Genomic DNA, 24,917 nt, shown 5'->3' on the forward strand with positions numbered 1-24,917 from the left:
TTTTATCTCTCCCGCCTGAGTGCCAGCGCCACGTTAGTACCACCTGTGCCACGTCCACCGACCAGCGCGACCTGTTGATCTCTGGAGGCGGTCAGCGATAAGGGCTTATCGCGTACCAGATTGAGTTCATAGCTGGTGTCAGGATGATCACAATTGATGGTGGGAGGAATGCGACCATACTTGAGGGCCAGCAATGTGGTAATCGTATCAATCGCGCCGGCCGCCGCATAGCTATGTCCAAACATGGTACGCGGCACACTGGCCGGAATTTGCGGGAGGCGTGGTCCAAAGACCTGCCGCAGTCCATCGAACTCTCCCTGATCCGATTCAGGCCAGGCCCGTCCATCCAGACTAAGATAGTTCACATCGTCTGGTGTCATCTGGCCGGATTGGATCGCCTGGCAGAGCGCCCGGGCATAGCGTGTGCCATTTGAGGATGGAGGAAGAAGACCATGCGCATCATTGCTCTGACCATAGCCCGTAATCTCGCCATAGATAGTGGCCCCACGATCCAGGGCATGTTGATACTCCTCTAAAATACAGATGCCTGCCCCCTCGGCCAGTACCAGTCCTGAGGCGCGTTGATCAAAGGGGCGATAGCCGGAGAGATCGGTGCCAGTTACATATTGGCCCTGTTGGGAGAGGATGAGCAGGATAAAAGGATTGAGAAAAGCCTCGCAGCCACCGGAGATAATCACATCGGCGGCGCCACGGCGAATAGCTCCATAGGCCATTCCCAGCGCGTCCAGACCGCCTACGGTATCATTGACGGGCGTTTTACAGTAGCCTTGTATACTATGGCGGATCGCTGTCTGACCAATCGTGGCTACGTGCAGCCAGGCTATGGCGGTATACGCGCTCATAAAGCGTGGACCACGCGTATATAAAGCCTGTAACTGTTCAAGCACATAGTTCACGCCACCCATCGTATTGGCGATCACTGCCCCGACACGTTGTGGATTCTCCTGTGTCAGTGACAATTGCGCATCCGCCAGTGCCTCCTGGATGGCCGCAAAGGCAAAATGTGTCATGCGATCTGAGCGATTAGCCAGTTTACGCTCGATATAATCCTCAACCAGGAAATTCTGAACCACGCCCGCTACCTGAATCGGCAACTCATGCTCCTGTGGAAGCCGGATAACGCCAGAGCGTCCAGCCATATTGGCCTGCCAGAAGGCATTCTTACCGATGCCATTGGGTGCAACAACACCCAGACCAGTGATCACCACTCGTCTTTGTTGTATCTGTTTCATTCGCTCTCGTTCCAGTCTGCTTGTGCGAGCAGCAACGCACTATTCACTCCTCCAAAGCCACTCGAGTGCGTCAATGCTATCTTGACAGTGGCCGAGCGGGCAGTATTGGGAACATAGTCCAGATCACAACGAGGATCAACATGCTCCTGATTGATGGTGGGTGGAATTTGCTGATGGTTAAGTACCAGGGCCGTAACCAGGGTCTCGATCGCGCTGGCCGCCCCCTGGCTATGCCCGATCATTGATTTGGTGGCGCTGATCGGTATCTGCGTTGCATACTCGCCCAAAACCGCTTTATAGGCTGCGGTCTCCGCCACCTCATTGGGAGGTGTTGAACTCCCATGGGCATTGATATAGTCAAGCTGTTGCGGCGCTATCTCCGCCTGCGCCAGGGTTTGGCGCAATAATTGCTGCAAGGGTTGTCCTTCAGGAGGGAGGGATGTCATATGATAGGCGTTGCTATTAGAGGCAAAGACGAGGATCTCAGCGTAGATATGTGCCTTGCGTGCCAGGGCATGTTCGCGTTCCTCTAACAGCAGTACTCCAGCCCCCTCGGCCATCACAAAACCATCGCGGTCCAGATCATAGGGACGTGAGGCGCGTGTGGGTGTCTCGTTATATTTTGTACTCAGCGCCCCCATCACACAAAAAACATCCATAACCCCATAGCTCACCGCCGCATCGGTCCCTCCGGCCAGCATCAGATCCGCCTGGCCCTCCTGTATATGCCAGAACGCCTGCCCAATCGCATCTGCGCCCGCCGAACAACCGGTGGCGATCACCTGATTGGGACCATGGAGTTGATGGTGGGCGGCAATACTACTGGCGGCCGCATGAGACATCAGCAAGGTGGCGGGAAGTTGTTCTTGTGGCACAAGTTGGGGATGCCGGGTCCCCTTTTCTGTCATACGCGTCCACTGGCGCTCACCTTCTTCTAAACAGGCTAATGCCAATCCCATGATCACACCTGTACGCTCACGCTGCTCATCGTCCAGGTCCGGATAGATCTGCGCATCTTCCAAGGCCTGATTGGCGGCGGCCAGCGCAAACTGGGTTGCACGATCCATATGTTCAATCTCATGGGTGCTCAGGCCGAGGATAGTCGGATCAAAATCCGCCACCTCACCTGCGACCTGAGACGGCAAAGCAGTAGCATCAAAGTGCGTAATCTTACCTAGACCCGAACGACCCGCCAGACAGGATTGCCAGAACGACTCTTTTCCAATGCCGTTAGCGGCAATAACTCCCATGCCGGTGATAACGACGCGACGTAGTGGCTGTAATAGGGCTTCATCCATCGGCCTCTCCCTTTATTATTGTTGTAGCTGTTTGAGCGGACCTCTCCTTGTATCCCTAGCGGCGAGAAATGCTTCAATCAATGGTGTCACAGTCTCGTTACGAGAATACATAAAGAAACGTTCCCTACCAGAAACGACGTGGTAGCCGGAACAATTAGGTAAGTGTTTCGCCAGCCAGCGCGTCTTTGCTTCTGGTGAGAGCGCGTCATCGGTGCGATTAATCAGTAAAATGGGCATGGTTAACGTGCTGAGACGCTTGCGGATATCAAAATTGTGGATGATCGGGAGTACAGAGCATTTATAAACAAAGGGCCATTGAGAGATTTTGTTGAACTGCTCCTCAATCAAGTGACGAGGTAGCGAGGGTGAGGTGCGATTATCCATACTATGCGCCATAATATAGTTAATGACATTCGCCCGTAAAAATGAGGCTGGCAGCACATATTCAATCGGGAGGCGGTAGAAAAGCTCATGCAAGAACCAGATAAAAGGATGGGGGGAGATACGATAATCTGCCCCCTGGGCAATGATTGTCAGGGAGCGGCAACGCTGGGGATAGCGCAAAGCGAACTCAAACAGCACCATCGCGGCGTCCCCATGTCCGACCAGGTCGGGGCACTCTAATCCCAGGCCATCCAGTACCTGGCGTAGCTCTTCGGCCCGATCATTGGGACCAAATGGGGTCGTGCGCATCTCTTGCCGTCGATAGAGAATGACGCGACGTGACTCGCTCATCTTGCGCACCTGGCGTGAATAGACAAATTCCAGATGCTCAAGAATCGGAACAAAGACCAGCGGCTCCCCTTTGCCAATATCGATCAGTGGCAACTCAATTGTACCAATCGACCTCTGTTGCCAGAGCGATTCTATATAATCTACATCCTCATGGAACGTTGCATCATCGATCCAGCGATCTTTCTGAGTGGTCAATAGCTGCCTCCCTGATTACTTTTCCCACTGCGCTACATGGCCAGTTGGTATCAAATAATGCATAAAAATAACACCTGCGAGTCTGCGCATGCGCTACCCTCAGGTGTAACGAATGTGCTGTCTTACTACTGTACCATTTTGGCTGAAGAATTGTTGACCTCTTTTTCTGTAGTTGTGCTTAAAGATTTTTTTGTAGATTATTCCTATTCTCTGGTTATCATATTGCCATACATAAAAATCAGTTGCTACCTCTGAAAACACAAAAGTACCTGGAATTGAGTGCTGCTCATACCGATCCAGGTACTTTTGGCTAGATGTGTTAGATTTGCTGATTATTTGTGTTTTCCCGCGTTCTTTACCTTCTGGGCTGCCTGCTGGATTTCCTTCTGGGCCTGTTCCTTGGAAATAGTCTCGACATCGTCAAGTTCATCTTTAACTTTGGTATCGGCCCTGGCCTTTTTGGCCGCCTCCATCAGTTCTTTTTTTTCAGCCTGCTTCTCTTTACCAGAGATAGGCTCTACTTCCACCTTTTTCATCTTATCGTCTTTAGCACTCATCACATCTCTCCTTTATGCAACCAGATAGTAAGTCAGCTAGAGCTTAGCTTATCCAGACACAATTTCAGGAAATCCCTTCCACCGATCAAAGTCCTTCGTTACTAGAAATAGGGTCAAAAAACACGCATCCTGAATAATGACCCCGGGCCATTTTCTACCCATGATTATCCCCATCCCAGGGGCGGGAGACTCTTATTAGATACGTCTATTTTAACCTGAAAGTTTCTCAGCAAAAATGGAAAACTACACTTAGTATAAGCCGTAATAAAATAGTTGAGAGGAAGAAACCATAATGTCGATCAATGAGCGTCAGCCAGAGCTTATCTCTTCGTTACCTGGTAAATGGATTGCCGCTTTCAATGCCCACGATGTAGCGAGCATTGTTTCGTTCTATCATGAAGATGCCGAACTCAATGATGCCGGTATGAAATATCCGCGCCACGGAGAGAAAGCCATTGAAGCCTGGTTTACTCAACGTTTTAGCACCATGCCCACCATTACCTACACTCCCAGTGAATATATCGTCGTCACCGATCAACGTGCCGTGGTCACCTGGACCACCCACGGACGTAGTCCTGTACCGGGCAAGCGCACCTGGCTTAACTGGCTCTCGCGTCCCTTCCATGTCGATGGTGTCAGTGTCTTCATGATTGAAGACGGACGCATCCGTAGTCAGCGCGGATACTACGATCATCTCGCCGTTATCCAGCAGATCCTTCCCCCACTCCGCTGGCTGCTACCCGTACGCTTCTAGAACCGCGAAACGAGCACGCATCCTAGCCCTTGCAGCTACTACTTTTAACCTCAGCGAGTCGCAAGGGCGTGCCGTATTGTGTCTATTATAATATATCATCTGTTTGACTGGTGGCAGCCACGCGGCGCTGATAGTGTTGACGCACTCTGACGCGATTGCCGCAGTCTTGTCCATTACACCAGCGCCGACTTTGATTGCGACTCTTATCAAGAAACAGCCATCCACAGCCATCTCCGGGACACTCTTTCACGCGCCGCAGTTCCGGAGAGAGCAATAACTCCCTTCCCGAATGTGCGATCGACCAGAGAGGGAAGTCAAGTGCATGCTCGTTGTGTTGCCAGCTAAAAGTGAAACTATCGTCCTTTGGCACAATATGAGCATGGCTTATGGCTTCTATATATGCTTCCTGTAAAATCGCAAGATCCTCACTCTTCGGAGCATGACCTTGCACAACATAGGAAAAAATACGGTAGAGCGCCTCGCGCAGGTTGATGGCTCTTGTGAGAATTCCCTCCGTAAGGGATGGCTGCTCCCTGGCATCCTGGAGAAGTTGCTCATTTTGTTGCTCAGTAATAATCCCAGCGTGCAGACTCCAATTGAGAAGATCTGTATAACTGAGCAGCCATTCCTGCGGATGATCAGAAGCATGCCAGCCAACCGTATTGGCAAAGTCCAGGCACAGCCTTTCCCCTCTTAGTTCCAGTGTTCCCGCATGTTTGACTCCACTCATCAGGACTCTCCTTTCCTTTATCTCCATATTTCTTAAAATTATAATGACCAAAATGGCTTTGACTTATTAAAAACCAGATGATATTCTATTAATGACTAAAAGTCACATTACTCATTATATATCAAAGATAGTGTTTGTTTCTCACTCTCATCGAGGAGCGTGCAGCTAGCCGCACTCGGGCTCTGAAGGGCCCATGCTTCTTTTACGTGTGGTGTCAAATGTTGCGTATTGCGCAACATTTGACACCACACGTAAAACCCTTGGAGCGCCAAAGGCGCGAAAAAGATGCTAAGCAGGACATGGATTGCAGGCGAATCAAACACACTCAAAGATATATATGAAGCCAGTATTTGATAAGGAGTGTTTATGCGTAAGAAGCGAGAGATAGATACCGCGAAGAGAAGATCCTGGCCTTCGATTCTTTTGTTTGGCTTGCTTATGTTCGTGGGCTTCAACCTACGCACCGCCCTTCTGGGAGTCCCGCCCATTTTGCCTTTACTCAGGCATGATCTCCATCTCTCCTATGTCCAGACTGGTTTACTCACCTCGTTGCCGACGCTAGTAATGGGAGTTGTATCTATACCCGTTGGTCTCCTTATTGGAAAGCTAGGCGGGCGTGTGATGGTTGCCTTTGGCCTTCTGCTGGTCGCTCTCGGAACATACTTACGTGCGCTCTGGCCCGCGCTCATTCCCCTCTATAGCTTTACAGCATTACTCAGCCTGGGGAGCGCCTGCGCACAGACCGCGATTCCCTTACTGATTCGCCAGTGGTTCTCAACCCGGATTGGGCTGGCTACGGCACTGTATAGTGATGGTGTGGTCGTTGGTGAGACGCTAGGTGCTATGTTGACCATCCCGATCATGGATAACTGGCTGGGAAAAAATGCCTGGGGCAGCAGCTTTGTCTTCTGGAGCATTCCCATCGTGATTGCCCTTATCTTCTGGCTCTGGCTGGCGCCTGCCAATCAGCCGGAACAGCGCAGCGAAAGCGTTAGATCTCTTGACTCTCCCCCTCCCGTATCCCATAGTCTTATTCCAGTCAACCCCTGGACTCTCGGCCTGCTAATCGGAGGCACCCAACTCATCTACTTCGGTACCAATGCCTGGATTGCCTCCTATAATCAGGCTGTCCATGCTTCCAATCTCACGTGGCTGGCTCTGGGTGCCTTGAACGCGGCCCAACTTCCTGTTAGTCTGGGTGCCACCTTTTTCGCTCACAAACTGGTTGGGCGGCGTCAGCCATTTGTGGTTTGTGCCGTGCTTTGTTTGATCGCCCTGGCTGGCTGGATCTGGACACCAGCCTTTTTAGAGCCCGTCTGGGCTGCCTTAATTGGAGGTACGACTATCCTTCTCTTTACGCTGTCTATTGCTTTACCCGCGCTCCTGGCGAAGCAGGAGAAGGTTGCTGCGTGGACAGGGACAATGCTGATGGTGGGTTATCTCTTCTCATTTCTGGGACCATTCATCGGAGGCTGGCTCTGGGACCTGACCAGTGTTCCGGCGATTGTTTTTTTACCACTCGCCTTCGCCGCCACTGTTATCATCTTTCTTGGTCTGCTCTTACCACTGCATACCCACATCGCAGCACAAAATTCCTGAGGCAAGGTTCAATGAAAGCGTCAACCTCGCCGCAACGTGGTCATGACAAAGGAAGGAGATCGTGTCACGACTTAAGAACAAGAACTTAAGACGCATGAGACAGGTGATTTTTCACATATTGCTGAGAGTAAACATGTGGGGTAAAGGCACAGGCCCTATTACAACGCTGTAATAGGACCTGTGCACTATCCTATTAGTGTACCATATAGATCAAGTAATTAGCGAGTAAGCAGGCAATATTTTTTATGCTTCCCGGGCTAGCTGGCTGTTTTGATACCAGGCCAGTGCTTCGCCGACGTTAACCACCGAACCGATCACGGTCAGGGCGGGTGAAGAAAAGTTGGCGGCCGCGGCTTTCTCGGCAATCTCTTGAAGGGAACCTGAAATCACGCGCTGCTGTGGTGTGGTTCCTTCTTGAATAACCGCCGCGGGAGTCGCGGGATCAAGTCCACCAGCGATCAGGCGTCGCGTGACATCTGGAAGCGCCTTGACACCCATCAGTACCACCAGTGTACCATCCAGCGCGGCCAGCGCCTCCCAGTTTACTGCGGGAGAGGCTGTACGCCCTTTATGACCGGTGATGACGGTGAAAGAGGTGGTATAGTCGCGATGGGTGACCGGGATGCCTGCGTAGGCTGGTACGGCTATGGCTGATGTGATGCCGGGTACAATTTCATAGGGAATGTGGGCCTCTACCAGTGCCAGCGCCTCTTCACCGCCACGTCCAAAGACAAATGGATCGCCGCCTTTCAAGCGTGCCACCGTTAATCCTTGTTGCGCATGGCTGACCAGAATCGTGTTGATCTCTTCCTGTGGCATGGTATGGCAGCCAGGACCCTTGCCTACATAGATTAAGGTGGCATCGGGTCGGGCCTCTTGTAATAAGTCTGTGTTGATCAGGCGATCATAGAGCACAACATCGGCGCTACGTAGATAGCGTAGTCCCTTTACCGTCATCAGTTCAGGATCACCGGGGCCGGCTCCAATTAAATACACGGTACCGGGATGGGATGCGGCCCTGGCAGAGCTCGTCGTATTTTCAGCTATATTGGTTTTGTCGGTCTGGCTGTCAGACTCAGCGGGAACTCTCATGGTGTAACTCTGCCTCTTTCATATCATGGATAATGCTTGATACGGAGATCTCGACATTATAGCGACGGAGTAAGCGGACAGTGGTGGCGAGCGCCTCGATCTCATCGTGTTCGATCAGTAAGTTAAGAATATCAGAGGTGAAAAAATCGCCGAAGAAGGCATCCCGCTCATCATAGGAAAGGCCATGCTTGCGTAGATAGGCACGTACAATCGTTGCCAGGCGCATATAGCCTTCGTAGGCAGAGGGAAATATATCTTCCAGCCGTTGCCGAATCCGTTTGGCTAGCGCGGGACTGGAACCTTCGGTGGAGACGGCGATCGTTAGTTGGCCACGGCGCAGGATAGAAGGTACAATAAAATTACAGAGGGATGGTACATCCACGATATTGACCAGCTGGCCGTTTTGCTGGCCTTCCTGCCAGATTGCTTTGGCCAGTTCAGGCTCATAGGTTGCTGCCGCCACCACCACAAATGCACCCTTTAGATCTCCATGGGCATACGCCTTATAACGTAGCGTAACCTGTTGCTGCCGTGCCATATCCTGCAATTCTTCGCAAAAATCAGCATTCATCACGGTCACCTGCGCACCAGCTGCGCTGAGGGCCGCAGCCTTTTCTGCTGCGACCCTATTGCCGCCGACCACCAGGGCCGGGCGATTGCGTACATCCAACATAATGGGATAGTAATTTGGCATCGTTACTTATCCTATGGGAGATTTTTCAGCGGCTCTCTCTTTAAGTTGCTCGATGCCGATGCGATGGCAGTAATCACCGAAGCCCTCACCGTCCTGGCGCTCATCATGCCAGAGTACAAATAGTGGCTGTAGCGTAGCCGGGATATCCTTAACATTCACATTCTGGGCATAGATGGTATTGAGGCGTGTATTAGACCAGTCGCCACCCACATGCACATTATAGAGATCCCGCGAGCGACCAACGAAACCGACATCTCCCATATATGGACGGGCACACCCATTGGGACAGCCAGTCATACGGAAGCTGAGCTTCTCATTATCCAGTCCTAATGCGCGCAAATTATTTTCCAGGATAGTTACCACGTCCGGTAGGGCGCGTTCAGCCTCAGCTACAGCCAGGCCGCAGGTAGGAAGCGCGGGACAGGCCATAGCATAGCGATACGCTCCCGCATCTTTAGGATCAGTCGCGATCCCGAATTCCTGTAAGCGTGCCTCGATTGCTGAGCGTTGTTCCGCAGGAATATCTACCAGTAAGATATTTTGCTGACCGGTCAGACGGATATTGGGTTGGAACTCTTTAACCACAGTACGCAGACCAGTCTTTAACTGGCGGGTCTCAGTATCTTTCAAGCGTCCATTTTCAATGTGCAGACCCAGGAACCAGTTGCCGTCTGCCTGCTCATGCCAGCCAAGATGATGATCCACATCATGGAAATGTACTTCGCTTGGATCGCTTAGCGTATAGCCCAGGCGCTCCTCGACCTGCTGGCGGAACCAGGGGATACCGCGCTCTTCCACCACATATTTCATTCGTGCGTGGCGGCGGTTGGTGCGATCACCATAGTCGCGCTGGACCGTAATAATGGTTTCAGCGACCTGTAAGACCTGCTCAACAGTGACATCAGCAAAAGGATTAGCCAGGCGTGGGAAGGTTTCTTTCTTGCCATGGGTCGAACCCATGCCACCACCGATAACAGCTGTAAAGCCGACCAGTTCCTCATTCTCGATACGGGCCACAAAGCCAATATCCTGTGTGAAGGTATCCACACAGTTATCGCCAGGATACGCGACACCGATCTTAAACTTACGGGGGAGATAGGTCTGACCATACATTGGCTCGATCGTCTCCTCTTCCTCTTCGCTGGATGCGACCTTCTCATTATCGATCCAGATCTCATGGTAGGCCTTACTCTTTGGAGCCAGGTGCAGCGCCAGCTTATGGGCAATATCCTGGATCTGTGCCTGCGCACGTGAGGAGACCGGGGCGGGACAGGCCATAACGTTGCGGTTTACGTCGCCGCAAGCCGCCAGTGTTGAGAGCAGCGATTCATTGATGCTATGGATCGTACTATGAATATCACCTTTCAGGATGCCATGGAGTTGGAAACTCTGGCGTGTCGTGATACGCATCGTATGGTTACCATAACGCTCCGACAAATCATCCTGGACCAGATATTGCTCCGCTGTCAGTGCTCCACCGGGGATACGCGAGCGAATCATAAATTGATACGCCTTCTCGGTACCCGCCGCCTTACGAGCCTGGCGCGCATCGCGGTCCTCCTGCTGGTACATGCCGTGGAACTTAATGAGCTGCACCTGATCTTCTGTGAAGCGTGGAGTGTCCTGTTGAAGTTCTTCAACTATCTGTCCATGCAGATAATTGCTTTCAATCTTAATATGCTCAACCTTGCTACCTTCGCCAGGGCCAAGTCCCAAAATAGTTTTTTCTGTTGTGCTCTTATCTTGATCGGGTGTGCTCATGGCATCTCCTTTGAGATTTGCGCGACAATAGAACTTTTTTTACGCTTTTATAGTCGCTTTATACCGCCAAATATGGCGAATTTATCCCTTGCATTTTTAATCAATTTGTTGATATAGTAGATCAACAAAGTAGAAGTTATACTTAAATATAAGGCCAGGGGATCACTCTGTCAACCTTTTTCGAGCTATTGGACACTGGAATACGCTGAAATATGTGAGGACTAAACATAATGAATTTTCTCCTGAGTTGCATCTCGACCAGACATTCTTTATTGAAAAATCACTGGGCACAATCCCAGCAGTCTCAGCAGGAGCCACAGACAGAATGTCCCGTCACTGTCCTGGGTAGTCTGCAAAAGCCGAAAGAGGATCAGGGTGGTCTGCTCTGTTTACTCGATGATACAGGCAACGTCAAGGCCGAGCTGGATCTATCGATGCCGGCCGGGATCGTGCCATCCACCAATGGTTTTTTGATTGCTACCATGTATGATGTACAGCGTGTCTCGCGTGATCTATCACGGGTCGAGCCTGAAACTATCAGCCTGCCATCATTTAATCTGCTTCACTCGCTCTCACGCAGCCAGCGCGGCTACCTGGTCGCCAGTACTGGTCTGGATGTGATTGTGGAGTTCTCTGAAAGCGGTGAGCGCCTCTGGGATTGGTGGGCCGTGGAACATGGTTTTGAGCACACACCGAATGGTGAGCCACGCTTTCTCAATAAGAGCGAGGATTATCGTGGTGTTAAATTTGGAACGCTGGCCCAGACCACACACGTCAATTCTGTGGCTGAATTGCCCAACGGCACCATTCTAGCCACCCTGTTCCATCAGGGCACGCTTATCGCCATCGATCGCGAGAGCGGTAACTGGCAGGTCGTGCTTGATGGGCTGGATCATCCCCATTCGGTGCGTATCCTCAATGAAGACTATGTCACCATCGCTGACACTGGCCGTGGCCGTGGCCTGCTGGTCAATATTAAAGGACTTAAAGGTACGATCGAGGCCCAGGTTGATGCTCAGACCAACTGGCTCCAGGACTGTTCCTATGATCCTGGTAGTGATCTCTGGGTGCTGGTTGATGGGAAAAAGACACGAATTGTGTTGCGTGCCGGTACCTCTGGCGAGAAACCCTATGGGCAGATAGAGCTTGATCCAGAATGGCGGCTCTATGAAGCTTTGCTCTTGTAATTAGCACCTTTTCAGCATGAGCATGGATACTGCCGAAAAACACAGCATCCATGCTCATGGCTAGTGTACTAAAGAGCTCAGGCGTCGATCTGCCCATTTGCCAGACCAGCAGGCAGGGCCGCTGGACGAGTGCAGGTACTGCTCAACTCGATATGGCGTCCGGCCTCAGAGGCATCCAGGAATGACTGCATCGTATCCAGGACATGATAGGCCAGTTCACCATTGGCCCGATGTGGCCGACCACTCTGTAACGCCTGGGCCATATCTGCTACCCCCAATCCCCGGCTATTCTCGGTATAGCCATGGGTCAGTTCAACTTCTCGCCATTGTGGCTCTTTAAGCGTCCATAGTTTAACAGGACCGCCAAAACTATTTGGATCAGGTAGGCTCAGTGTGCCCTCTGTGCCATAGATCTCCATCAGCGGCATATTAGCCGACCAGACATCAAAGCTGGTGACCAGTGTCCCAATGGCGCCATTGGCAAAATCCATCACACCCGAGATATGGGTGGGTGTATTCACCTGAATCGTTTGTCCATATTTTGGCTTGCTGGTAATTAAACGTTGTGGAAACGTCACGCGAGCCGAGCCGGTTACACGGCGGATCGGACCCAGCATCGAGATCAATGCTGTCAGATAGTAGGGGCCCATATCAAAAAGTGGACCCGCTCCAGGCTGATAATAAAAATCGGGATCGGGATGCCAGTTTTCGTGTCCATGGCAGAGCATGGCCGCACTTGCAGCTACTGGCTCACCAATCGCCCCATCATCGATAAGTTTACGACAAGTTTGCAGGCCACCTCCCAGGAAGGTATCTGGCGCGCAACCTACCCGTACCCCCCGATCTTTAGCCGCCTCTAGAATCTGCAGTCCCTCCTCGCGATGTACCGCTAATGGTTTCTCACTATACACCGACTTACCCGCTCTGATAGCCGCTAGATCTACCTCAGCATGAACCTTTGGGATCGTTAAGTTCACCACAATTTTAATCTCAGGATCGGCCAATAACTCTTCAACGGTAAGGGCTCGTGGAATGCCATAGGCGGCAGCCTGGCTGCGAGCGCGCTCCATGTCGATATCAGCACACGCAGCAACCTCGATATTTTCGAAATTCTTACCGGACTCTAAATAGATCCCGCTGATCTTCCCACAACCAATTATTCCAATTTTGGTTCTTGACATTCTGGTCCAACCATCCTTCTAATGCTACAAAAGCGACCTAAAGTAGTTATAAAATCAGTTTACCTTATTTTTTGACTAACTTGCACGCTAACCTGCAAGTTAAGAGCTAAGAGTGTACGCAAGGTTCTAGCATTTGGAGTTCTCGCTGGCGTAACGAGCGGGCTGATCTGGCCTCCTCGAAATCAGCTAAAACCACTGGCCGTATGATTACTGTGGATGGTGGAGTTCCTGCCGCATTCACTCGTTAATCAGCTTCGTGTATAATTGTAGGCATAAAAGTGTTTTATATCTGCTTGCCTGCTAAAGCTGAAAGTGGGCAATACGCAAAGGATGGATATTTGTGTCACTAACCCAAAAAGAACTCTTTGCTATCTGGCCTATCACAGCAGGTGCTATTACAGACTTGCCTCATCCAGATATACCCACGCTACAAGTGTATCTTCCAGCGGCCGAACAGGCTACAGGAGCCGCTTGTATCGTGTGTCCTGGCGGTGGTTATAGGATACTGGCAGATTATGAAGGGGAGCCTGTGGCTGAGTGGTTGACAGATCATGGTGTGACCGCTTTTGTCTTGCGCTATCGTCTTGGAACAACCTACACATATCCTGCACAACTACAGGATGGACAACGTGCTATCCGTCTAGTACGTGCCAATGCCCAGCAATGGCAGTTAGATCCGGAGCGCATTGCAATGCTGGGTTTCTCGGCTGGAGGGCATTTAGCCAGTATGACCGCCACGCATCCCTCGTCGATGGGCGAGTCACAGATAGATACGCTCAGCCAGTTTTCCGCGCGGCCAAACGCGCAGATCTTGATCTATCCAGTTATTTCATTACGCCTGAGCTACTCGCCTGTCAGCAGCCTGTTGAACCATGATCCCCGGCCCTCTTATGCACTGCTTGATGAATTGGATAGCGCGCAACATGTATCAGCTGGGACTCCACCCGCCTTTATTATGCACTCAATAGATGATCGCGTGATTGGTGTTGAGCACTCAGATAGCTATGTGGCTGCCCTTGAACGAGCTCATATCCCGGTTACCTATATACGTGGCAACTTTGGCAACCATGGTGGTGGGCTCCAGGATTTCTGGGCGTATCCCTGTATCGATTGGTTAGGCACTTTAAATTTTGCCCGTAAATAACACTATTTTTAGCTAGCAAGCTATGTACAATGTTAGGGCTTGGTGCGATAATAGGAAGCCATAGAACTACTTACGATCGGATTTGCAGTTTCGCTGGGCGAGCAGTGTTCATATCACTACGCTGTTGCTAAGCGCTATCTCGCTGAATGCACTTAGAAAGATGTATTATCATGACATTAAAGGTAATCCAAGTGGGACTTGGTGGTTGGGGCCAGGCATGGGCTAGAGATGTTGTAGCAAAAAATAAAAACGTTGAGACAACTGCCTGGGTTGAGATTGATGCACCTTCGCTGGAAGCGGCGCGTAAGCGTCTCGATCTTCCTGCTGAGCGTTGTTTCACATCATTGAATGAAGCTCTGGATACGGTGGCCGCTGACGCTGTGCTGGTGACGGCGAGCCTGCCTGGCCATGTTCCTAGTGCGCGCACAGCTTTATTGGCGAACAAGCATGTATTGATGGAGAAGCCCTTTGCCCCTACCGTCGCTGAGGCGTTGGAACTTGTCGAACTGGCGGAAGAGCGTGGCCTGACCCTTCAGATTAGCCAGAACTATCGCTTTGCGCCCGCCGCCCGTGCCGCGGCAAAAGCCATTAGCGAGCAGAAAGTCGGCCGCCTGGGCAACATCAATATTGATTTTCGTCGTTATGACAACACTGCTCCAGTAGCTGAGAATCGTCACTACCACATCTGGGAGCCCTTGCTGGTGGATATGACCATCCATCACTTCGATTTGATGCGTCTGGTCATTGGCCAGGAGCCGGTACAGGTCATCTGTAAAACCTGGAATGCGGCCTGGAGTAAATACGATGAGCCAGCTGAAGGTGCGATGACCATCACCTTTGATGGTGGTGCCGTTGTCAATTATCGTGGTAGTTGGGTCAGCACTGGTCCCCAGACCAATTGGACCGGTGAGTGGCACATGGAAGGTGAAAAAGGCGAACTGCTCTGGACCGGTCGTGGTGAATTGCCTGAATCAGTTGAGCTGCGTCTCCTGGGCGAAAAAAAGACCGAGGCGCTGGAATTGCCTACGATCACCAACCTCGACCGTGCAGGTAGCCTGGCTGCTTTTGTGACCGCGCTCGAAACAAAGACCGTACCTGAGACCTCTGGCCGGGATAACCTCAAGACCCTGGCTTTGATGTTTGCAGCTATTGAATCCGCCAAAACGGGCCTACCAGTGAATGTAGAGTAAATTCTAAAGCATCAAAGCAAAGGGAGCAGGCTGGCCAGTGCCGCCTGCTCCCTTTGCTTTTTCGTGTAGCTAGCTTTTTCGCTTGCATCCCGTCTATGATAGTGTAATATAGGATGCAGCTATACTCAGAGAGGAAATTACCGGGGATGAAACAGCAGAGCAGCAGGCCACGGATCGTTAAAATATTTTCCGAGAACAACGACTTTCAGTATGCCGAGACTCTACGGCGCAAGCGTGAGAAACGACTGCGCCAGCGCGAATTCTTTGTTGAAGGTGTCCGGCCCATCAACCAGGCTTTACACTATCAATGGCCGGTGCGCGCCTTCTTATATTCTCGGGACAAGCCCTTATCTGATTGGGCTAAAAACATACTCAATAGCTCACAGGCCGAAGTCCACTACGAGCTGCCCTGGCACCTGCACGCAAAGTTAAGCAATAAGTCTGAACCATCCGAGCTTATCGCTCTGGTTACCATGCCCGATGACGATGTTAGCCGTATTCCCGTCAAAGAGGACATGCTGGTAGTCGTCTTTGACCGGCCCTCCAGTCCTGGTAACCTTGGCACCATCATCCGTTCCTGTGACGCATTAGGCGTCGACGGCATGATCATCACAGGCCATAGTGTCGACCTCTATGATCCTGAAACTATCAGTGCTACCACAGGATCTTTTTTTGCCTTGCCGGTTGTGCGCCTGCCTTCACAAAAAGAGCTTGTTAGTTGGATTGAATCCCTGAAGCGCCAGCTGGAGCATGTACACGTGGTTGGTAGTGATGAAAAAGGGGATTGTGAGCTCACCCAACACGACTTTACGTCGGCCACCTTTCTCATTGTTGGCAATGAAACCTGGGGCATGAGCGCCGCCTATCGCGAGCTCTGCGATACCGTTGTGAGTATACCCATGGCTGGCGGCTCCGCCTCCTCCCTCAACGTCGCCTGCGCCACCTCTATCCTCCTCTACGAAATCAGCCGCCAGCGCCGCCTATAGCTGTGCCCGTTGAGGTGAAAAGCATCCTTTTCTAATTGCTGAGATAGTGTTTGATGCCCACACTCACCGGGGAACATACTAGCAGCCGCACTCGGGCCCTAAAGCGCCCAGGCTTCTTTTAAGTGTGCAGTGAAATCGTGCGCTTTGCGCACGATTTCACTGCACACTTAACCTCCTCGGAGCGCCAAAGGCGCGAAAACAACGATCAGAGGGCCACAGATTTCATGGAAATCAAGCACTATCTTTAGATAATTTCCAATCCATTCAGATCTGGTAATACTGGATAAGAAATGTGGGGCTCGGTTTGATACCAGTAAGCTACTGAGGCGATATCATCTTGCAAAGGAAGATAGCGCCCGTCACTGCGCCAGCCGAGTGCTTGAATAGTGACGCGTAGATCATCTTCAAAGCGGATAGGATCCATGATGTGCCAGCGATACATACCGAAGCGCTGCTGACTCTTATAGAGTCCATCAGGTTTGATGACCTGGGGGAGGCCTAGAAAAGGCGTTGAATAGGTACCATATTGGCCCTGTGGATGTTCAAAGTTCCAGGCGCCGCCAAAATAATCCTCGGTCCCGGTTCCGCAGATGGTCGGATATTCTTGATCCCCATCCATGTAAAATTTGATCTCGCCCTCGCCCCACCAGCCGCGATTATTGACTTGCCAGGCCAGATAGGTGCCAACATAGTGACCGCGGCCCTTAACGTTATCCAGCAGCGTATACACCTCTTTATAGCCCAGGGGATTGCTACGTCGCCATTGAGTATGGAAATAGCCAGTATCCTCTGGTACAGTGGTGAGGGTATAGGTAACCTGATAGTAGAGGACAGCTTCCTCAGCACCCATGTTTTCGACCGTCAAGCACGCACCCTGGCGAAATGGCATCTCCCAATAAGAGTTCATACCGCCAGCCGGATTTACGGCGATAGGCATTGAATTAATATTGCAGCGCTCACCCCAACCATTGGCAAAGAAGTCGCCGACAGGACACTCTATGGAAGCCTGCTCCTCGCCATCCCAGTAAGCGCGTAAAATAAGCTGTCGCCATTGGGCAGGATAGGTTGTCAGCCAGATATGTTGGATTGCGCCAGATCCGGCGATCTCGGCCAGCGTAAAGGTACTACGGGGAGCAATCTTGACCGAAGGCGAGACCTTCCAGCCTTGACCAAGTTCACGAGCATGAAATGCGCCGGTACCCTCAGTAGCCATCCCGCCCTGGCCCTTTTCGCCACTGAAGTTCTCAGCACTGATCGAGCGTGTTTTCGCATGTGAGAGGCGGGAAAGGTTACCCAATCCCATTCCCAAACCATTGAAGCCATCGCGTGTCTCTGTCATTGTTTGAACTCCTTCTAGCTAAAAAAAACAATCGTGTGAGCATTGTCCACAATGAAGTGGCGCTCACACGATTGCAAGGCTACGAAGCCATAAAACTATGAAACAAAGGACTCTTCCTGTGCCGGTTCTTCTGCTGGTTGATCTGCATCCTGTTCAAGCTCTTCCTGTTTGGCACGTTTGGATAGCCGGGCCTTTTTAGGCTGGGCCTCAATCTGGAAGGGCATGAATGGTCCACTATGATTTTGAGGCATATGGCCACGGAGGTGGGTACCTCCCTCTTCATATTCCTCAAGCTCAATAGTGCCATACTGATGGAATTGCGCGACTAACTCACCATGATCATAGGGGATCAACACATCCAGGGCCGTGAATTGCGCGACCAGTGTTTCGCTGATACAGCGCAGCAGGCTATCAACGCCTGTGCCCTGCATGGCTGAAACCTCTACTTTTGGTAGCGTGGCGGCAACCCCCTTCAGTTCCAGTTGATGGTCCTCAGGTAGCAGGTCCGCTTTATTTAAGGCGAGTACCATTGGCAGGCCACCACCACCAATCTCTTCCAGCACCAGCTCTACCGCCTCAATCTGATGCTGTACATGGGGATGTGATGCATCGACCACATGTACCAGCAGATCAGCTTCCGCCACCTCTTCCAGGGTAGCGCGGAAAGCTGCCACCAGGGTCGTTGGTAGACGTTGTACAAATCCTACTGTGTCTGAGAACAGTATCTCCTGACCACCAGCCAGACGCACACGGCGCGTGGTTGGATCCAGGGTCGCGAATAGCTTATCTTCTGCCAGCGTTTCAGAGCCTGCCAGTCGATTCAACATAGTGGACTTGCCGGCATTAGTATAGCCAACCAGAGCCACTACAGGCGCACCGGCATATTTGCGGCGCTCGCGGTGCAACTGACGCTGACCCCGTACCTGTTCGAGCTCTTCTTCAAGCAGATTTTTCTGGCGGCGCAGTAAACGGCGGTCCACCTCAATCTGTTTTTCACCCTCACCACGTTGATTGGTACCACCACCACTCTGTCGAGAAAGGTGGGACCACTGGCGCGTCAGGCGCGGCAGATCGTATTCGACCTGAGCCAGTTCAACCTGTAGACGGCCTTCACGTGTACGGGCACGTTGCCCAAAAATGATCAGGATCAAGGCTGTACGATCAAGCACCTGAATATCTAGCTCACGCTCAAGGTTGCGATGCTGGTTTGGTCGTAGTTCGAGATCAAAGATGACTGCATCACAGTCATGAGCATGGAGTAGCTCGCCCAACTCTTTGACTTTACCAGAGCCAAGCAAAGTCGAAGGATGAGGATGATCCATTTTCTGAACAACGCGATCCACGCATTGTACACCAGCAGTAGACGCCAGCTGTTCAAGCTCATCAAGCGACTCCTGGAGCGGCCAATCCGTCTCGGCAGTCTCCACACTCACCAGAATCGCCCGCAGTGGTGCATCGGCCAGCAGGCCGCGCATAGGTTTTTGTTCATTACTATCGTTATTGTTTCTCGGTTGAGAAGACATGTGTTCCGGCAAAATTGCACTCCTTTTATGTATAGAGGCCATATGAATAAAGGTATCGGGTGTCGTTAATAACGCTGTAGTCTATATGCCGGCTATGTATATAGAGGAGCACAGAAACCTATGCTCATGCTGCTGCGAGTAGATACCTGATGATGGTGGCAGAAAATCTGCGTCTTTATCTTTGTTGGGGGAATAGTTTCTCAGTTGATCGGAAGCATACAACAGAGAGAGTCTTCATCACCAGATACCGCTCTACACCATATGTTGCCGGCCAGGATGCCAGAATGGGCATACCAAAAACAGCTGCGACACATGTTAAACGGTTGATCCATGGTTAATTAAAGACTATCACTCGTCATTTCTCCTCTAAGTTTGTGGTACTTACAAGTATACCCAAAAATGGAGCAAAAGTCAATGCATTTACTTCTTGGGGATGCACTTCATTTTTTTGCAACGACATGCATAAGAAGAAAAACCATACCTCAGTGATCCCTCCCCTTATCACGACCACGTCCCCGTAGTTACGGCCCTCAGCGGCCGTTTGTCACCCGCCGTAGCGTGGTGACCCGGTCTCCCCGCAATCCTGGAAGGAACAGACTGACTTGTGCCCTTACGCAGTGCCCAAAAGGAACCTCCCATGGATGATCTCACCCAGTGGTATCGCGGGGGAACTCTCTCTGCCGTAGGTGATAGAGGTGGGGGAGCCGAACCAGGAGGATAGCGAGCCACCACGCTGCGGCGGGTGGCAAGCGACCGCTGAGGGTCGCAGCTACGTTACATTTCCCGGGGGGCATGGATTTCATGAACATCAAATACTATCTTAAAAAAGGATATAAAAGCTCCTCTCATCACAGGTGAGAGGAGCATAGATCAGGAGATTTTTTTCTGGATGAGGTATTCATTAGTGAGGAGATTGGCCTGTAACAGGGTGTTTCCTGTGGTACGGCTCCAAACTTTGATATCTAGTGGCGCGGCAGGATCATTAGCAATGACGAGCAGCGTCTGGCCGGGTTCAAGGCCTACAAGAGCATCTTCGATGTTTTCCAATAAGCGGCTACATCCTTCTGTACCAAGATCAAGTATGCGATCTGCTCTGGTTGTTGTGTTTGAACCTTCCATGTTTGAAGCCTTTCAAGAGCAATTATGTTTATTGGATATCCAGTGAATTTTTTTGTTCGAACATATGCATCATGCGCCTGCAGAAAAGGCAGCGTGATGAGGTTTTTATAATTGTAACATACGTTGCAGACTTTTTGGGTGTCCATTTCTGACAATGTTGATCAAGTTTCTATGGATATATTGGTCGTGCTCCTTTAGTGACAGGGATTTTTCCTGTTCTCCCAGAGGCCGCAAATAGACGTATTCTATATTCTCCCAGAAGCCGCAAATAAACAGTAATTCATGTGTGGAGTGTGTGGTGCGCGGTCGCAGCCGCGCACCACACACTCCACACTCCCATCTGGCGCCGCAGACGCCCGGAAAAAGTTCTGCTTTTGATGAGTGGATGCTTGACAAATGAGAGCTATTATAGCTACACTTAGAAGAGACACCTTCGGGTATGGATTAGATATTCTTCTTCTGTTTTCTATTAAGCCTTTTTTGTGTTAGCGGGGTGAGATCACTTTGCAGCAGGCGCAGCGATTTTCTATGTCTAATAGTATGCGTATGTGCATGCCAATGCCTCAGATGATGGCTATGGCAGGCGGTAACGTGTCATGTCTCTTTCCTGATCGATCGCTGAGATCCCTGAAAAGGTGAGTACTACAGAAGTTTAGATACTGGGAGGAGCGCAGATGACACGATCTGCGCTCCTCTCTTTTTGTGTTGTTTGTGGCTTGATTTTATGAGGGGATTACTATGACATATAAACATTCTGAGGAGGATGAAGGTGGCGCGTCCCGCTATTATATTACGACGGCCATTGATTATCCCAATGGCGCGCCGCATATTGGGCATGCGCTAGAGAAGGTCGCGGCCGATATTGTGGCGCGTTACCATCGTTTACGTGGTGATGATACTTTTTTTAGCATGGGCATTGATGAGAACAGTTTGCATGTTTTGCGTGCCGCCAATGAGCGGGGCATAGAGCCGCACGAGTGGATCAATACGCTGGACGAGACGTTCCGCAAAGTCTGGAAGGCGCTGGATATCTCTTACGACTATTGGATTCGAACCACGGAGGAGCGCCATCAACGCGCTTCACAAGAGATGTTTCGGCGGGCGCTGGCCAAAGGCGATATCTATAAAGACAACTACTCTGGCTGGTATTGTCCTAACTGCAATACTTTCTATGCTACTGAAGAACTCGTGAGTGGCCGCTGTCCCAACCATCCCTCGCTTTCGCCTGAATGGTTGCATGAAGATAACTACTTTTTTGCCCTTTCAAAATATGGTGAGCGCTTGCTGGCCCATATCGAGGCTCATCCAGACTTTATTGTTCCAGCATCGCGTAAAGCTGAAGTTGTGGGACTACTTAAGCAGGGGCTGAGGGATTTTTCGGTGTCGCGCCTGGTGCGCCCAGGAATTGAGGGCTGGGGTATTCCTGTACCAGACGATCCAAAGCATATTATCTATGTCTGGTTTGATGCTCTGACCAACTATCTGACGGCGGTTGGTTTTCCAGACGATGAGCAGAAGTTTGCTAACTACTGGCCGGCGGATGCCCATGTGATTGGTAAAGATATTACGCGTTTCCACTGTCTGTACTGGCCCGCCATGCTCCTCTCCGCTGATCTGCCCCTACCAAAGCAGATTCCAGTGCATGGCTTTCTTTCCATTGAGAACCAGCGTATCTCAAAGACGCTTGGCAACGTGATTGATCCAGTGAAGCTCATTGAGAATATTGGTGTGGATGCCGTACGCTATTATCTGGCGCGTAATCTTTTCTTTGCTTCGGATGGTGATTTCTCACGTACTGGTCTGGTACGTTTTTATAACGATGAACTGGGTAATGATTTAGGCAACCTCCTCAATCGTGTCGTCTCGATGATCAAGCGCTACCGCAAAGGTGCGGTGCCGCAACCGGGTCCAGTGGGTTCACGCGAAGAAGAGTTACAGGCCATTGCCCTCTCTACGCGTGAGCGTGCGGCCGCAGCCATTGAGAACTGGGAGATTGGCAATGCGCTGGGAATCATCTGGAATCTGGTACGTAGTGTCAATCAGTATATTGAGCATAGCGAGCCCTGGAAGCTAGCTAAACAGCCAGAGGCCGAGCCGCAACTGAATACCGTCCTATATTCAGCCGCCGAAGCCACCCGTATCCTGGCTATCTTGCTCGCCCCATTCATTCCAGCATCCTGTAACCGTATCAACGAGCAACTTGGTTTGCCGGGTATCCAGCCAGGTTCCTGGGAGACCCAGACTGATTGGGGCAGTATTCCCTTGACCAAGGTCGTGCCAGGATCACTATTATTCCCGCGTCTAGATGCTGAGGTTGCCACGACTTTATAGTTGCCTTCAGCATCTCCTCGCTTAGAATGTGTGTCTTACTCCCATCCCAATGGCAGTGGTGTGTTTTCAGCCAGCCTGGGGAGCGCAGACGCCCCCATTCTTGTTTTCATCGTTGGTGCAGAAATGGCGCATTCGGCCATTTCTGTACCAACGATGAAAGAGGGTGTGAGCTGCTACGTTGCCGAAACACAGCGAGAGAAAAGACGGCCATCACGAGAGTCAGATACATTCTTAGAAGTGTCCGAATCCCATGAAATCCATGCCCCGTTATCGTTTTTCTCGCGCCTTTGGCGTTCCAACGCTTCTTTTACGTATGGTGTCAAAAAGTGTTCGGAGAACACTTTTTGACACCATACGTAAAAGAAGCGTTGGCCCTTTAGGGCCCGAGTGCGGTTGGCTGCACGCTCCACAATGAGAGTGGCAAACAAACACTATCTTTAAAAAGGACAGCCGTTTTTTTAGTAGAACGGCTGTCCTTTTTTGCTTCTCACAATAGTCTTTATTGATATGAGGGGATTCCACTAAAACGATATATCGTTCGCTGCAGTTTCATTTTTATCCATTGTGTTTTATCGTATGTCAAGAGATTTGATAAAAGCTCCACCTTTACGTTTGATATAGTGGAACTATATTCTCATTAAGATGGTTGGAGCCATCTCTAGAAGGCAAGGGATATTATATGACTACATTTCTGGTCGCGTTTTTGATTATCCTTGTCGTATTACTTATAGCAGTCTTTGTACACCTCTCCATTGGATTTCATCGCATTACGCGCTTGCATACAACGCGAAATGATAATTCGCAGCTTAAAGCTGGACGTCCACAGCTTGATGATATCATCTTTGATCAAACCCCTTAGTCTGTACGCATGCAAATGTTTTACTACTCCTGGTATGTAGGCTCCTCTCTATGTGTAGTGGAGTGACCTCTCAATCTCCTATGTATGTAGCGTGGAGAACCTGATTTATGGATAGGCATTTGGCGACATCCTCTCTATATCGCTCATTATACTAATGAGTACAGTAGAGAGGATGCTGTATTTTTGGATCACCCTGGTAGACTGGAAGTGTGGTACAGGAAATGTAGCATGCACTGGATTTTACTGCAATGTACGAGCTTCAAGGTCCGACATAAGCGTTTACTTTCATTGGTGGAAGGGAATGTGGGGCAATGGTGATGAAATTCTCCCAACGCGACCAACTCCATCTGTACCTGCTCACATAGGCGTTAGCGGGCCATTTATTATTGCTGTACATACGCGATTTGGAGAAGGAGGTTATCATGCGATGGGACTACGACAATTTTTTACGGAGTATGCTCAAGGAGCACCATTTTGTTCGCTAACACTGTGGCAAAAAGAGTCACTGGTAAGTCTGGCCACGGGACAATTAGCTATGTCTTCTCAAGAGGAGTGGTTGGTTCAAACCAGACCGCAAGGCGTATCCGCGCCGACCACAACTGAAGAAGCGCGTCTTGCACAGAGCCTGGCGGTAGTCTTGCCCGCTTACAATGAAGAGGCGGTAATCGAGAAAACAGTTTCTCTGGCGACTCTGGCACTACAGAAATGGACCAACGACTTTGAAATTGTGGTGGTAAATGATGGGAGCCAGGATCGGACGCGCCAGATTGTCGAGCAATTGATTATCAGTGAGCCACGGATCCGCTTAATCAATCATCCTGTCAACAAGGGGTACGGTGCCGCTCTGGCAACAGGATTTCATGCTGTAAGCAAAGATCTGGTCTTTTTCATGGATTCGGATGGTCAGTTTGACATTGACGATTTGGAGCGTTTCTTCCCATTGATTGAGAACTATGATGCCGTCCTGGGTTATCGTAATCCACGCCATGATCCTTGGATTCGTAAATTGAATGCCTGGGGTTGGAAGCAATTAGTCCGCCTCGCTTTTGGTATACAAGTACGCGATATTGACTGTGCCTTTAAACTGTATCGAGCGGATTTCTTTCAGTCCTTGAATCTGGAGACACGGGGAGCGATGATTAATACAGAAATTCTTTATAAGCTTAAGCGTGATGGCCGCACATATACCGAAGTCGGCGTCAAGCATTTGCCACGTGAGGAAGGGCAGGCCACCGGTGCAAAGCCTCAAGTAATTATACGCGCCTTTAAAGAACTTTTTATTTATGCTCGTAAGTGGAGAAAAGAGGAATACGCAAAGTTGCGTTACCCCATGGCACTCCCTAAATAGTCGCATAGTTTCCAAGAGAGCGGGTCCTCCCAGCAGTAGTGT

At 50.6% G+C, this 24,917-nt stretch carries 21 protein-coding genes; 9 read left to right on the forward strand and 12 right to left on the reverse strand.

The window, feature by feature from the left end; translation table 11 throughout:
* Positions 1-2: 2 nt before the first annotated feature.
* From EL633_RS13565 to EL633_RS13580, 4 genes are all read right to left on the reverse strand, one after another.
* A complete protein-coding gene (locus EL633_RS13565) occupies positions 3-1,253 on the reverse strand; it encodes a beta-ketoacyl-[acyl-carrier-protein] synthase family protein (protein WP_126627697.1) in 1,251 nt (416 codons plus the stop codon).
* Positions 1,250-2,551 carry a beta-ketoacyl-[acyl-carrier-protein] synthase family protein gene (locus EL633_RS13570; protein ID WP_126627698.1) on the reverse strand — a complete coding sequence of 434 codons (1,302 nt, stop codon included), beginning with the start codon at positions 2,549-2,551 and terminating at the stop codon, positions 1,250-1,252. The genes EL633_RS13565 and EL633_RS13570 overlap by 4 nt, the downstream gene beginning before the upstream one ends.
* Before the next feature lie 15 nt (positions 2,552-2,566).
* Positions 2,567-3,481 carry an alpha/beta fold hydrolase gene (locus tag EL633_RS13575; protein ID WP_126627699.1) on the reverse strand — a complete coding sequence of 305 codons (915 nt, stop codon included), beginning with the start codon at positions 3,479-3,481 and terminating at the stop codon, positions 2,567-2,569.
* A gap of 332 nt (positions 3,482-3,813) precedes the next feature.
* On the reverse strand, positions 3,814-4,038 hold the full coding sequence (locus EL633_RS13580) for a hypothetical protein (RefSeq protein WP_126627700.1): 225 nt from the start codon (positions 4,036-4,038) through the stop codon (positions 3,814-3,816).
* Positions 4,039-4,330: 292 nt separating this feature from the next.
* Here EL633_RS13580 and EL633_RS13585 point away from each other — a divergent pair, with 292 nt between their 5' ends.
* Positions 4,331-4,792, forward strand: coding sequence for a nuclear transport factor 2 family protein (locus tag EL633_RS13585; protein ID WP_126627701.1), 462 nt, complete (start codon positions 4,331-4,333; stop codon positions 4,790-4,792).
* An 85-nt stretch (positions 4,793-4,877) separates the two neighbouring features.
* Here the strand turns inward: EL633_RS13585 and EL633_RS13590 are convergent, their stop codons facing one another.
* The gene (locus tag EL633_RS13590; RefSeq protein WP_161982130.1) at positions 4,878-5,522 is read right to left on the reverse strand and encodes a CGNR zinc finger domain-containing protein; all 645 of its coding nucleotides are present in this window, start codon (positions 5,520-5,522) and stop codon (positions 4,878-4,880) included.
* 366 nt (positions 5,523-5,888) lie between these two features.
* Here EL633_RS13590 and EL633_RS13595 point away from each other — a divergent pair, with 366 nt between their 5' ends.
* On the forward strand, positions 5,889-7,121 hold the full coding sequence (locus tag EL633_RS13595; RefSeq protein ID WP_126627703.1) for an MFS transporter: 1,233 nt from the start codon (positions 5,889-5,891) through the stop codon (positions 7,119-7,121).
* 243 nt (positions 7,122-7,364) lie between these two features.
* On the opposite strand, the gene cobA is transcribed toward EL633_RS13595, so the two are convergent.
* From cobA to EL633_RS13610, 3 genes are read right to left on the reverse strand one after another with little or no spacing between them, the layout of a single operon-like run.
* Positions 7,365-8,213, reverse strand: coding sequence for a uroporphyrinogen-III C-methyltransferase (gene cobA, locus EL633_RS13600; protein WP_126627704.1), 849 nt, complete (start codon positions 8,211-8,213; stop codon positions 7,365-7,367).
* Complete coding sequence (locus EL633_RS13605) at positions 8,197-8,907, reverse strand: precorrin-2 dehydrogenase/sirohydrochlorin ferrochelatase family protein (protein ID WP_126627705.1); 711 nt, start codon at positions 8,905-8,907, stop codon at positions 8,197-8,199. The genes cobA and EL633_RS13605 overlap by 17 nt, the downstream gene beginning before the upstream one ends.
* A 6-nt stretch (positions 8,908-8,913) precedes the next feature.
* Entirely contained in the window at positions 8,914-10,668 is a 1,755-nt protein-coding gene (locus EL633_RS13610; RefSeq protein WP_126627706.1) for an NADPH-dependent assimilatory sulfite reductase hemoprotein subunit, read from the reverse strand.
* Positions 10,669-10,898: 230 nt separating this feature from the next.
* On the opposite strand from EL633_RS13610, the gene EL633_RS13615 reads away from it, so the two are divergent.
* On the forward strand, positions 10,899-11,855 hold the full coding sequence (locus EL633_RS13615) for an aryl-sulfate sulfotransferase (protein WP_126627707.1): 957 nt from the start codon (positions 10,899-10,901) through the stop codon (positions 11,853-11,855).
* Positions 11,856-11,932: 77 nt separating this feature from the next.
* Here the strand turns inward: EL633_RS13615 and EL633_RS13620 are convergent, their stop codons facing one another.
* Positions 11,933-13,036 carry a Gfo/Idh/MocA family protein gene (locus EL633_RS13620; RefSeq protein WP_126627708.1) on the reverse strand — a complete coding sequence of 368 codons (1,104 nt, stop codon included), beginning with the start codon at positions 13,034-13,036 and terminating at the stop codon, positions 11,933-11,935.
* 340 nt (positions 13,037-13,376) lie between these two features.
* Between EL633_RS13620 and EL633_RS13625 the strand changes: the two genes are divergently transcribed.
* From EL633_RS13625 to EL633_RS13635, 3 genes are all read left to right on the forward strand, one after another.
* The gene (locus EL633_RS13625) at positions 13,377-14,180 is read left to right on the forward strand and encodes an alpha/beta hydrolase (RefSeq protein ID WP_161982131.1); all 804 of its coding nucleotides are present in this window, start codon (positions 13,377-13,379) and stop codon (positions 14,178-14,180) included.
* A 170-nt stretch (positions 14,181-14,350) separates the two neighbouring features.
* Entirely contained in the window at positions 14,351-15,370 is a 1,020-nt protein-coding gene (locus tag EL633_RS13630; RefSeq protein ID WP_126627710.1) for a Gfo/Idh/MocA family protein, read from the forward strand.
* Between the two features lie 146 nt (positions 15,371-15,516).
* The gene (locus tag EL633_RS13635) at positions 15,517-16,356 is read left to right on the forward strand and encodes an RNA methyltransferase (RefSeq protein WP_218027482.1); all 840 of its coding nucleotides are present in this window, start codon (positions 15,517-15,519) and stop codon (positions 16,354-16,356) included.
* Positions 16,357-16,600: 244 nt separating this feature from the next.
* Here the strand turns inward: EL633_RS13635 and EL633_RS13640 are convergent, their stop codons facing one another.
* From EL633_RS13640 to EL633_RS13650, 3 genes are all read right to left on the reverse strand, one after another.
* On the reverse strand, positions 16,601-17,695 hold the full coding sequence (locus EL633_RS13640) for a glycoside hydrolase family 172 protein (RefSeq protein ID WP_126627711.1): 1,095 nt from the start codon (positions 17,693-17,695) through the stop codon (positions 16,601-16,603).
* A 95-nt stretch (positions 17,696-17,790) separates the two neighbouring features.
* Positions 17,791-19,230, reverse strand: coding sequence for a GTPase HflX (gene hflX / locus EL633_RS13645; RefSeq protein WP_218027483.1), 1,440 nt, complete (start codon positions 19,228-19,230; stop codon positions 17,791-17,793).
* Positions 19,231-20,088: 858 nt separating this feature from the next.
* Complete coding sequence (locus tag EL633_RS13650) at positions 20,089-20,337, reverse strand: sulfurtransferase TusA family protein (RefSeq protein ID WP_126627712.1); 249 nt, start codon at positions 20,335-20,337, stop codon at positions 20,089-20,091.
* A 738-nt stretch (positions 20,338-21,075) separates the two neighbouring features.
* On the opposite strand from EL633_RS13650, the gene metG reads away from it, so the two are divergent.
* The 3 genes from metG to EL633_RS13665 all read left to right on the forward strand — a co-directional run bounded on the left by metG (position 21,076) and on the right by EL633_RS13665 (position 24,875).
* Positions 21,076-22,668, forward strand: coding sequence for a methionine--tRNA ligase (gene metG / locus EL633_RS13655; protein ID WP_126627713.1), 1,593 nt, complete (start codon positions 21,076-21,078; stop codon positions 22,666-22,668).
* Between the two features lie 679 nt (positions 22,669-23,347).
* Positions 23,348-23,527 carry a hypothetical protein gene (locus tag EL633_RS13660; RefSeq protein WP_126627714.1) on the forward strand — a complete coding sequence of 60 codons (180 nt, stop codon included), beginning with the start codon at positions 23,348-23,350 and terminating at the stop codon, positions 23,525-23,527.
* Between the two features lie 427 nt (positions 23,528-23,954).
* Positions 23,955-24,875, forward strand: coding sequence for a glycosyltransferase family 2 protein (locus tag EL633_RS13665; RefSeq protein ID WP_246039132.1), 921 nt, complete (start codon positions 23,955-23,957; stop codon positions 24,873-24,875).
* The last annotated feature ends 42 nt before the right edge of the window (positions 24,876-24,917 follow it).

It is taken from the genome of Dictyobacter alpinus (assembly GCF_003967575.1).
Classification (GTDB): Bacteria; Chloroflexota; Ktedonobacteria; order Ktedonobacterales; family Ktedonobacteraceae; genus Dictyobacter; species Dictyobacter alpinus.

Bases quoted from the DNA above. Each gene is read 5' to 3' on its own strand.
- EL633_RS13565 (WP_126627697.1), bottom strand. From the start codon at position 1,253: ATGAAACAGATACAACAAAGACGAGTGGTGATCACTGGTCTGGGTGTT.
- EL633_RS13570 (WP_126627698.1), bottom strand. From the start codon at position 2,551: ATGGATGAAGCCCTATTACAGCCACTACGTCGCGTCGTTATCACCGGC.
- EL633_RS13580 (WP_126627700.1), bottom strand. From the start codon at position 4,038: ATGAGTGCTAAAGACGATAAGATGAAAAAGGTGGAAGTAGAGCCTATC.
- EL633_RS13585 (WP_126627701.1), top strand. From the start codon at position 4,331: ATGTCGATCAATGAGCGTCAGCCAGAGCTTATCTCTTCGTTACCTGGT.
- EL633_RS13590 (WP_161982130.1), bottom strand. From the start codon at position 5,522: ATGAGTGGAGTCAAACATGCGGGAACACTGGAACTAAGAGGGGAAAGG.
- EL633_RS13595 (WP_126627703.1), top strand. From the start codon at position 5,889: ATGCGTAAGAAGCGAGAGATAGATACCGCGAAGAGAAGATCCTGGCCT.
- cobA (WP_126627704.1), bottom strand. From the start codon at position 8,213: ATGAGAGTTCCCGCTGAGTCTGACAGCCAGACCGACAAAACCAATATA.
- EL633_RS13605 (WP_126627705.1), bottom strand. From the start codon at position 8,907: ATGCCAAATTACTATCCCATTATGTTGGATGTACGCAATCGCCCGGCC.
- EL633_RS13610 (WP_126627706.1), bottom strand. From the start codon at position 10,668: ATGAGCACACCCGATCAAGATAAGAGCACAACAGAAAAAACTATTTTG.
- EL633_RS13615 (WP_126627707.1), top strand. From the start codon at position 10,899: ATGAATTTTCTCCTGAGTTGCATCTCGACCAGACATTCTTTATTGAAA.
- EL633_RS13620 (WP_126627708.1), bottom strand. From the start codon at position 13,036: ATGTCAAGAACCAAAATTGGAATAATTGGTTGTGGGAAGATCAGCGGG.
- EL633_RS13630 (WP_126627710.1), top strand. From the start codon at position 14,351: ATGACATTAAAGGTAATCCAAGTGGGACTTGGTGGTTGGGGCCAGGCA.
- EL633_RS13635 (WP_218027482.1), top strand. From the start codon at position 15,517: ATGAAACAGCAGAGCAGCAGGCCACGGATCGTTAAAATATTTTCCGAG.
- EL633_RS13640 (WP_126627711.1), bottom strand. From the start codon at position 17,695: ATGACAGAGACACGCGATGGCTTCAATGGTTTGGGAATGGGATTGGGT.
- EL633_RS13650 (WP_126627712.1), bottom strand. From the start codon at position 20,337: ATGGAAGGTTCAAACACAACAACCAGAGCAGATCGCATACTTGATCTT.
- metG (WP_126627713.1), top strand. From the start codon at position 21,076: ATGACATATAAACATTCTGAGGAGGATGAAGGTGGCGCGTCCCGCTAT.
- EL633_RS13660 (WP_126627714.1), top strand. From the start codon at position 23,348: ATGACTACATTTCTGGTCGCGTTTTTGATTATCCTTGTCGTATTACTT.
- EL633_RS13665 (WP_246039132.1), top strand. From the start codon at position 23,955: ATGGGACTACGACAATTTTTTACGGAGTATGCTCAAGGAGCACCATTT.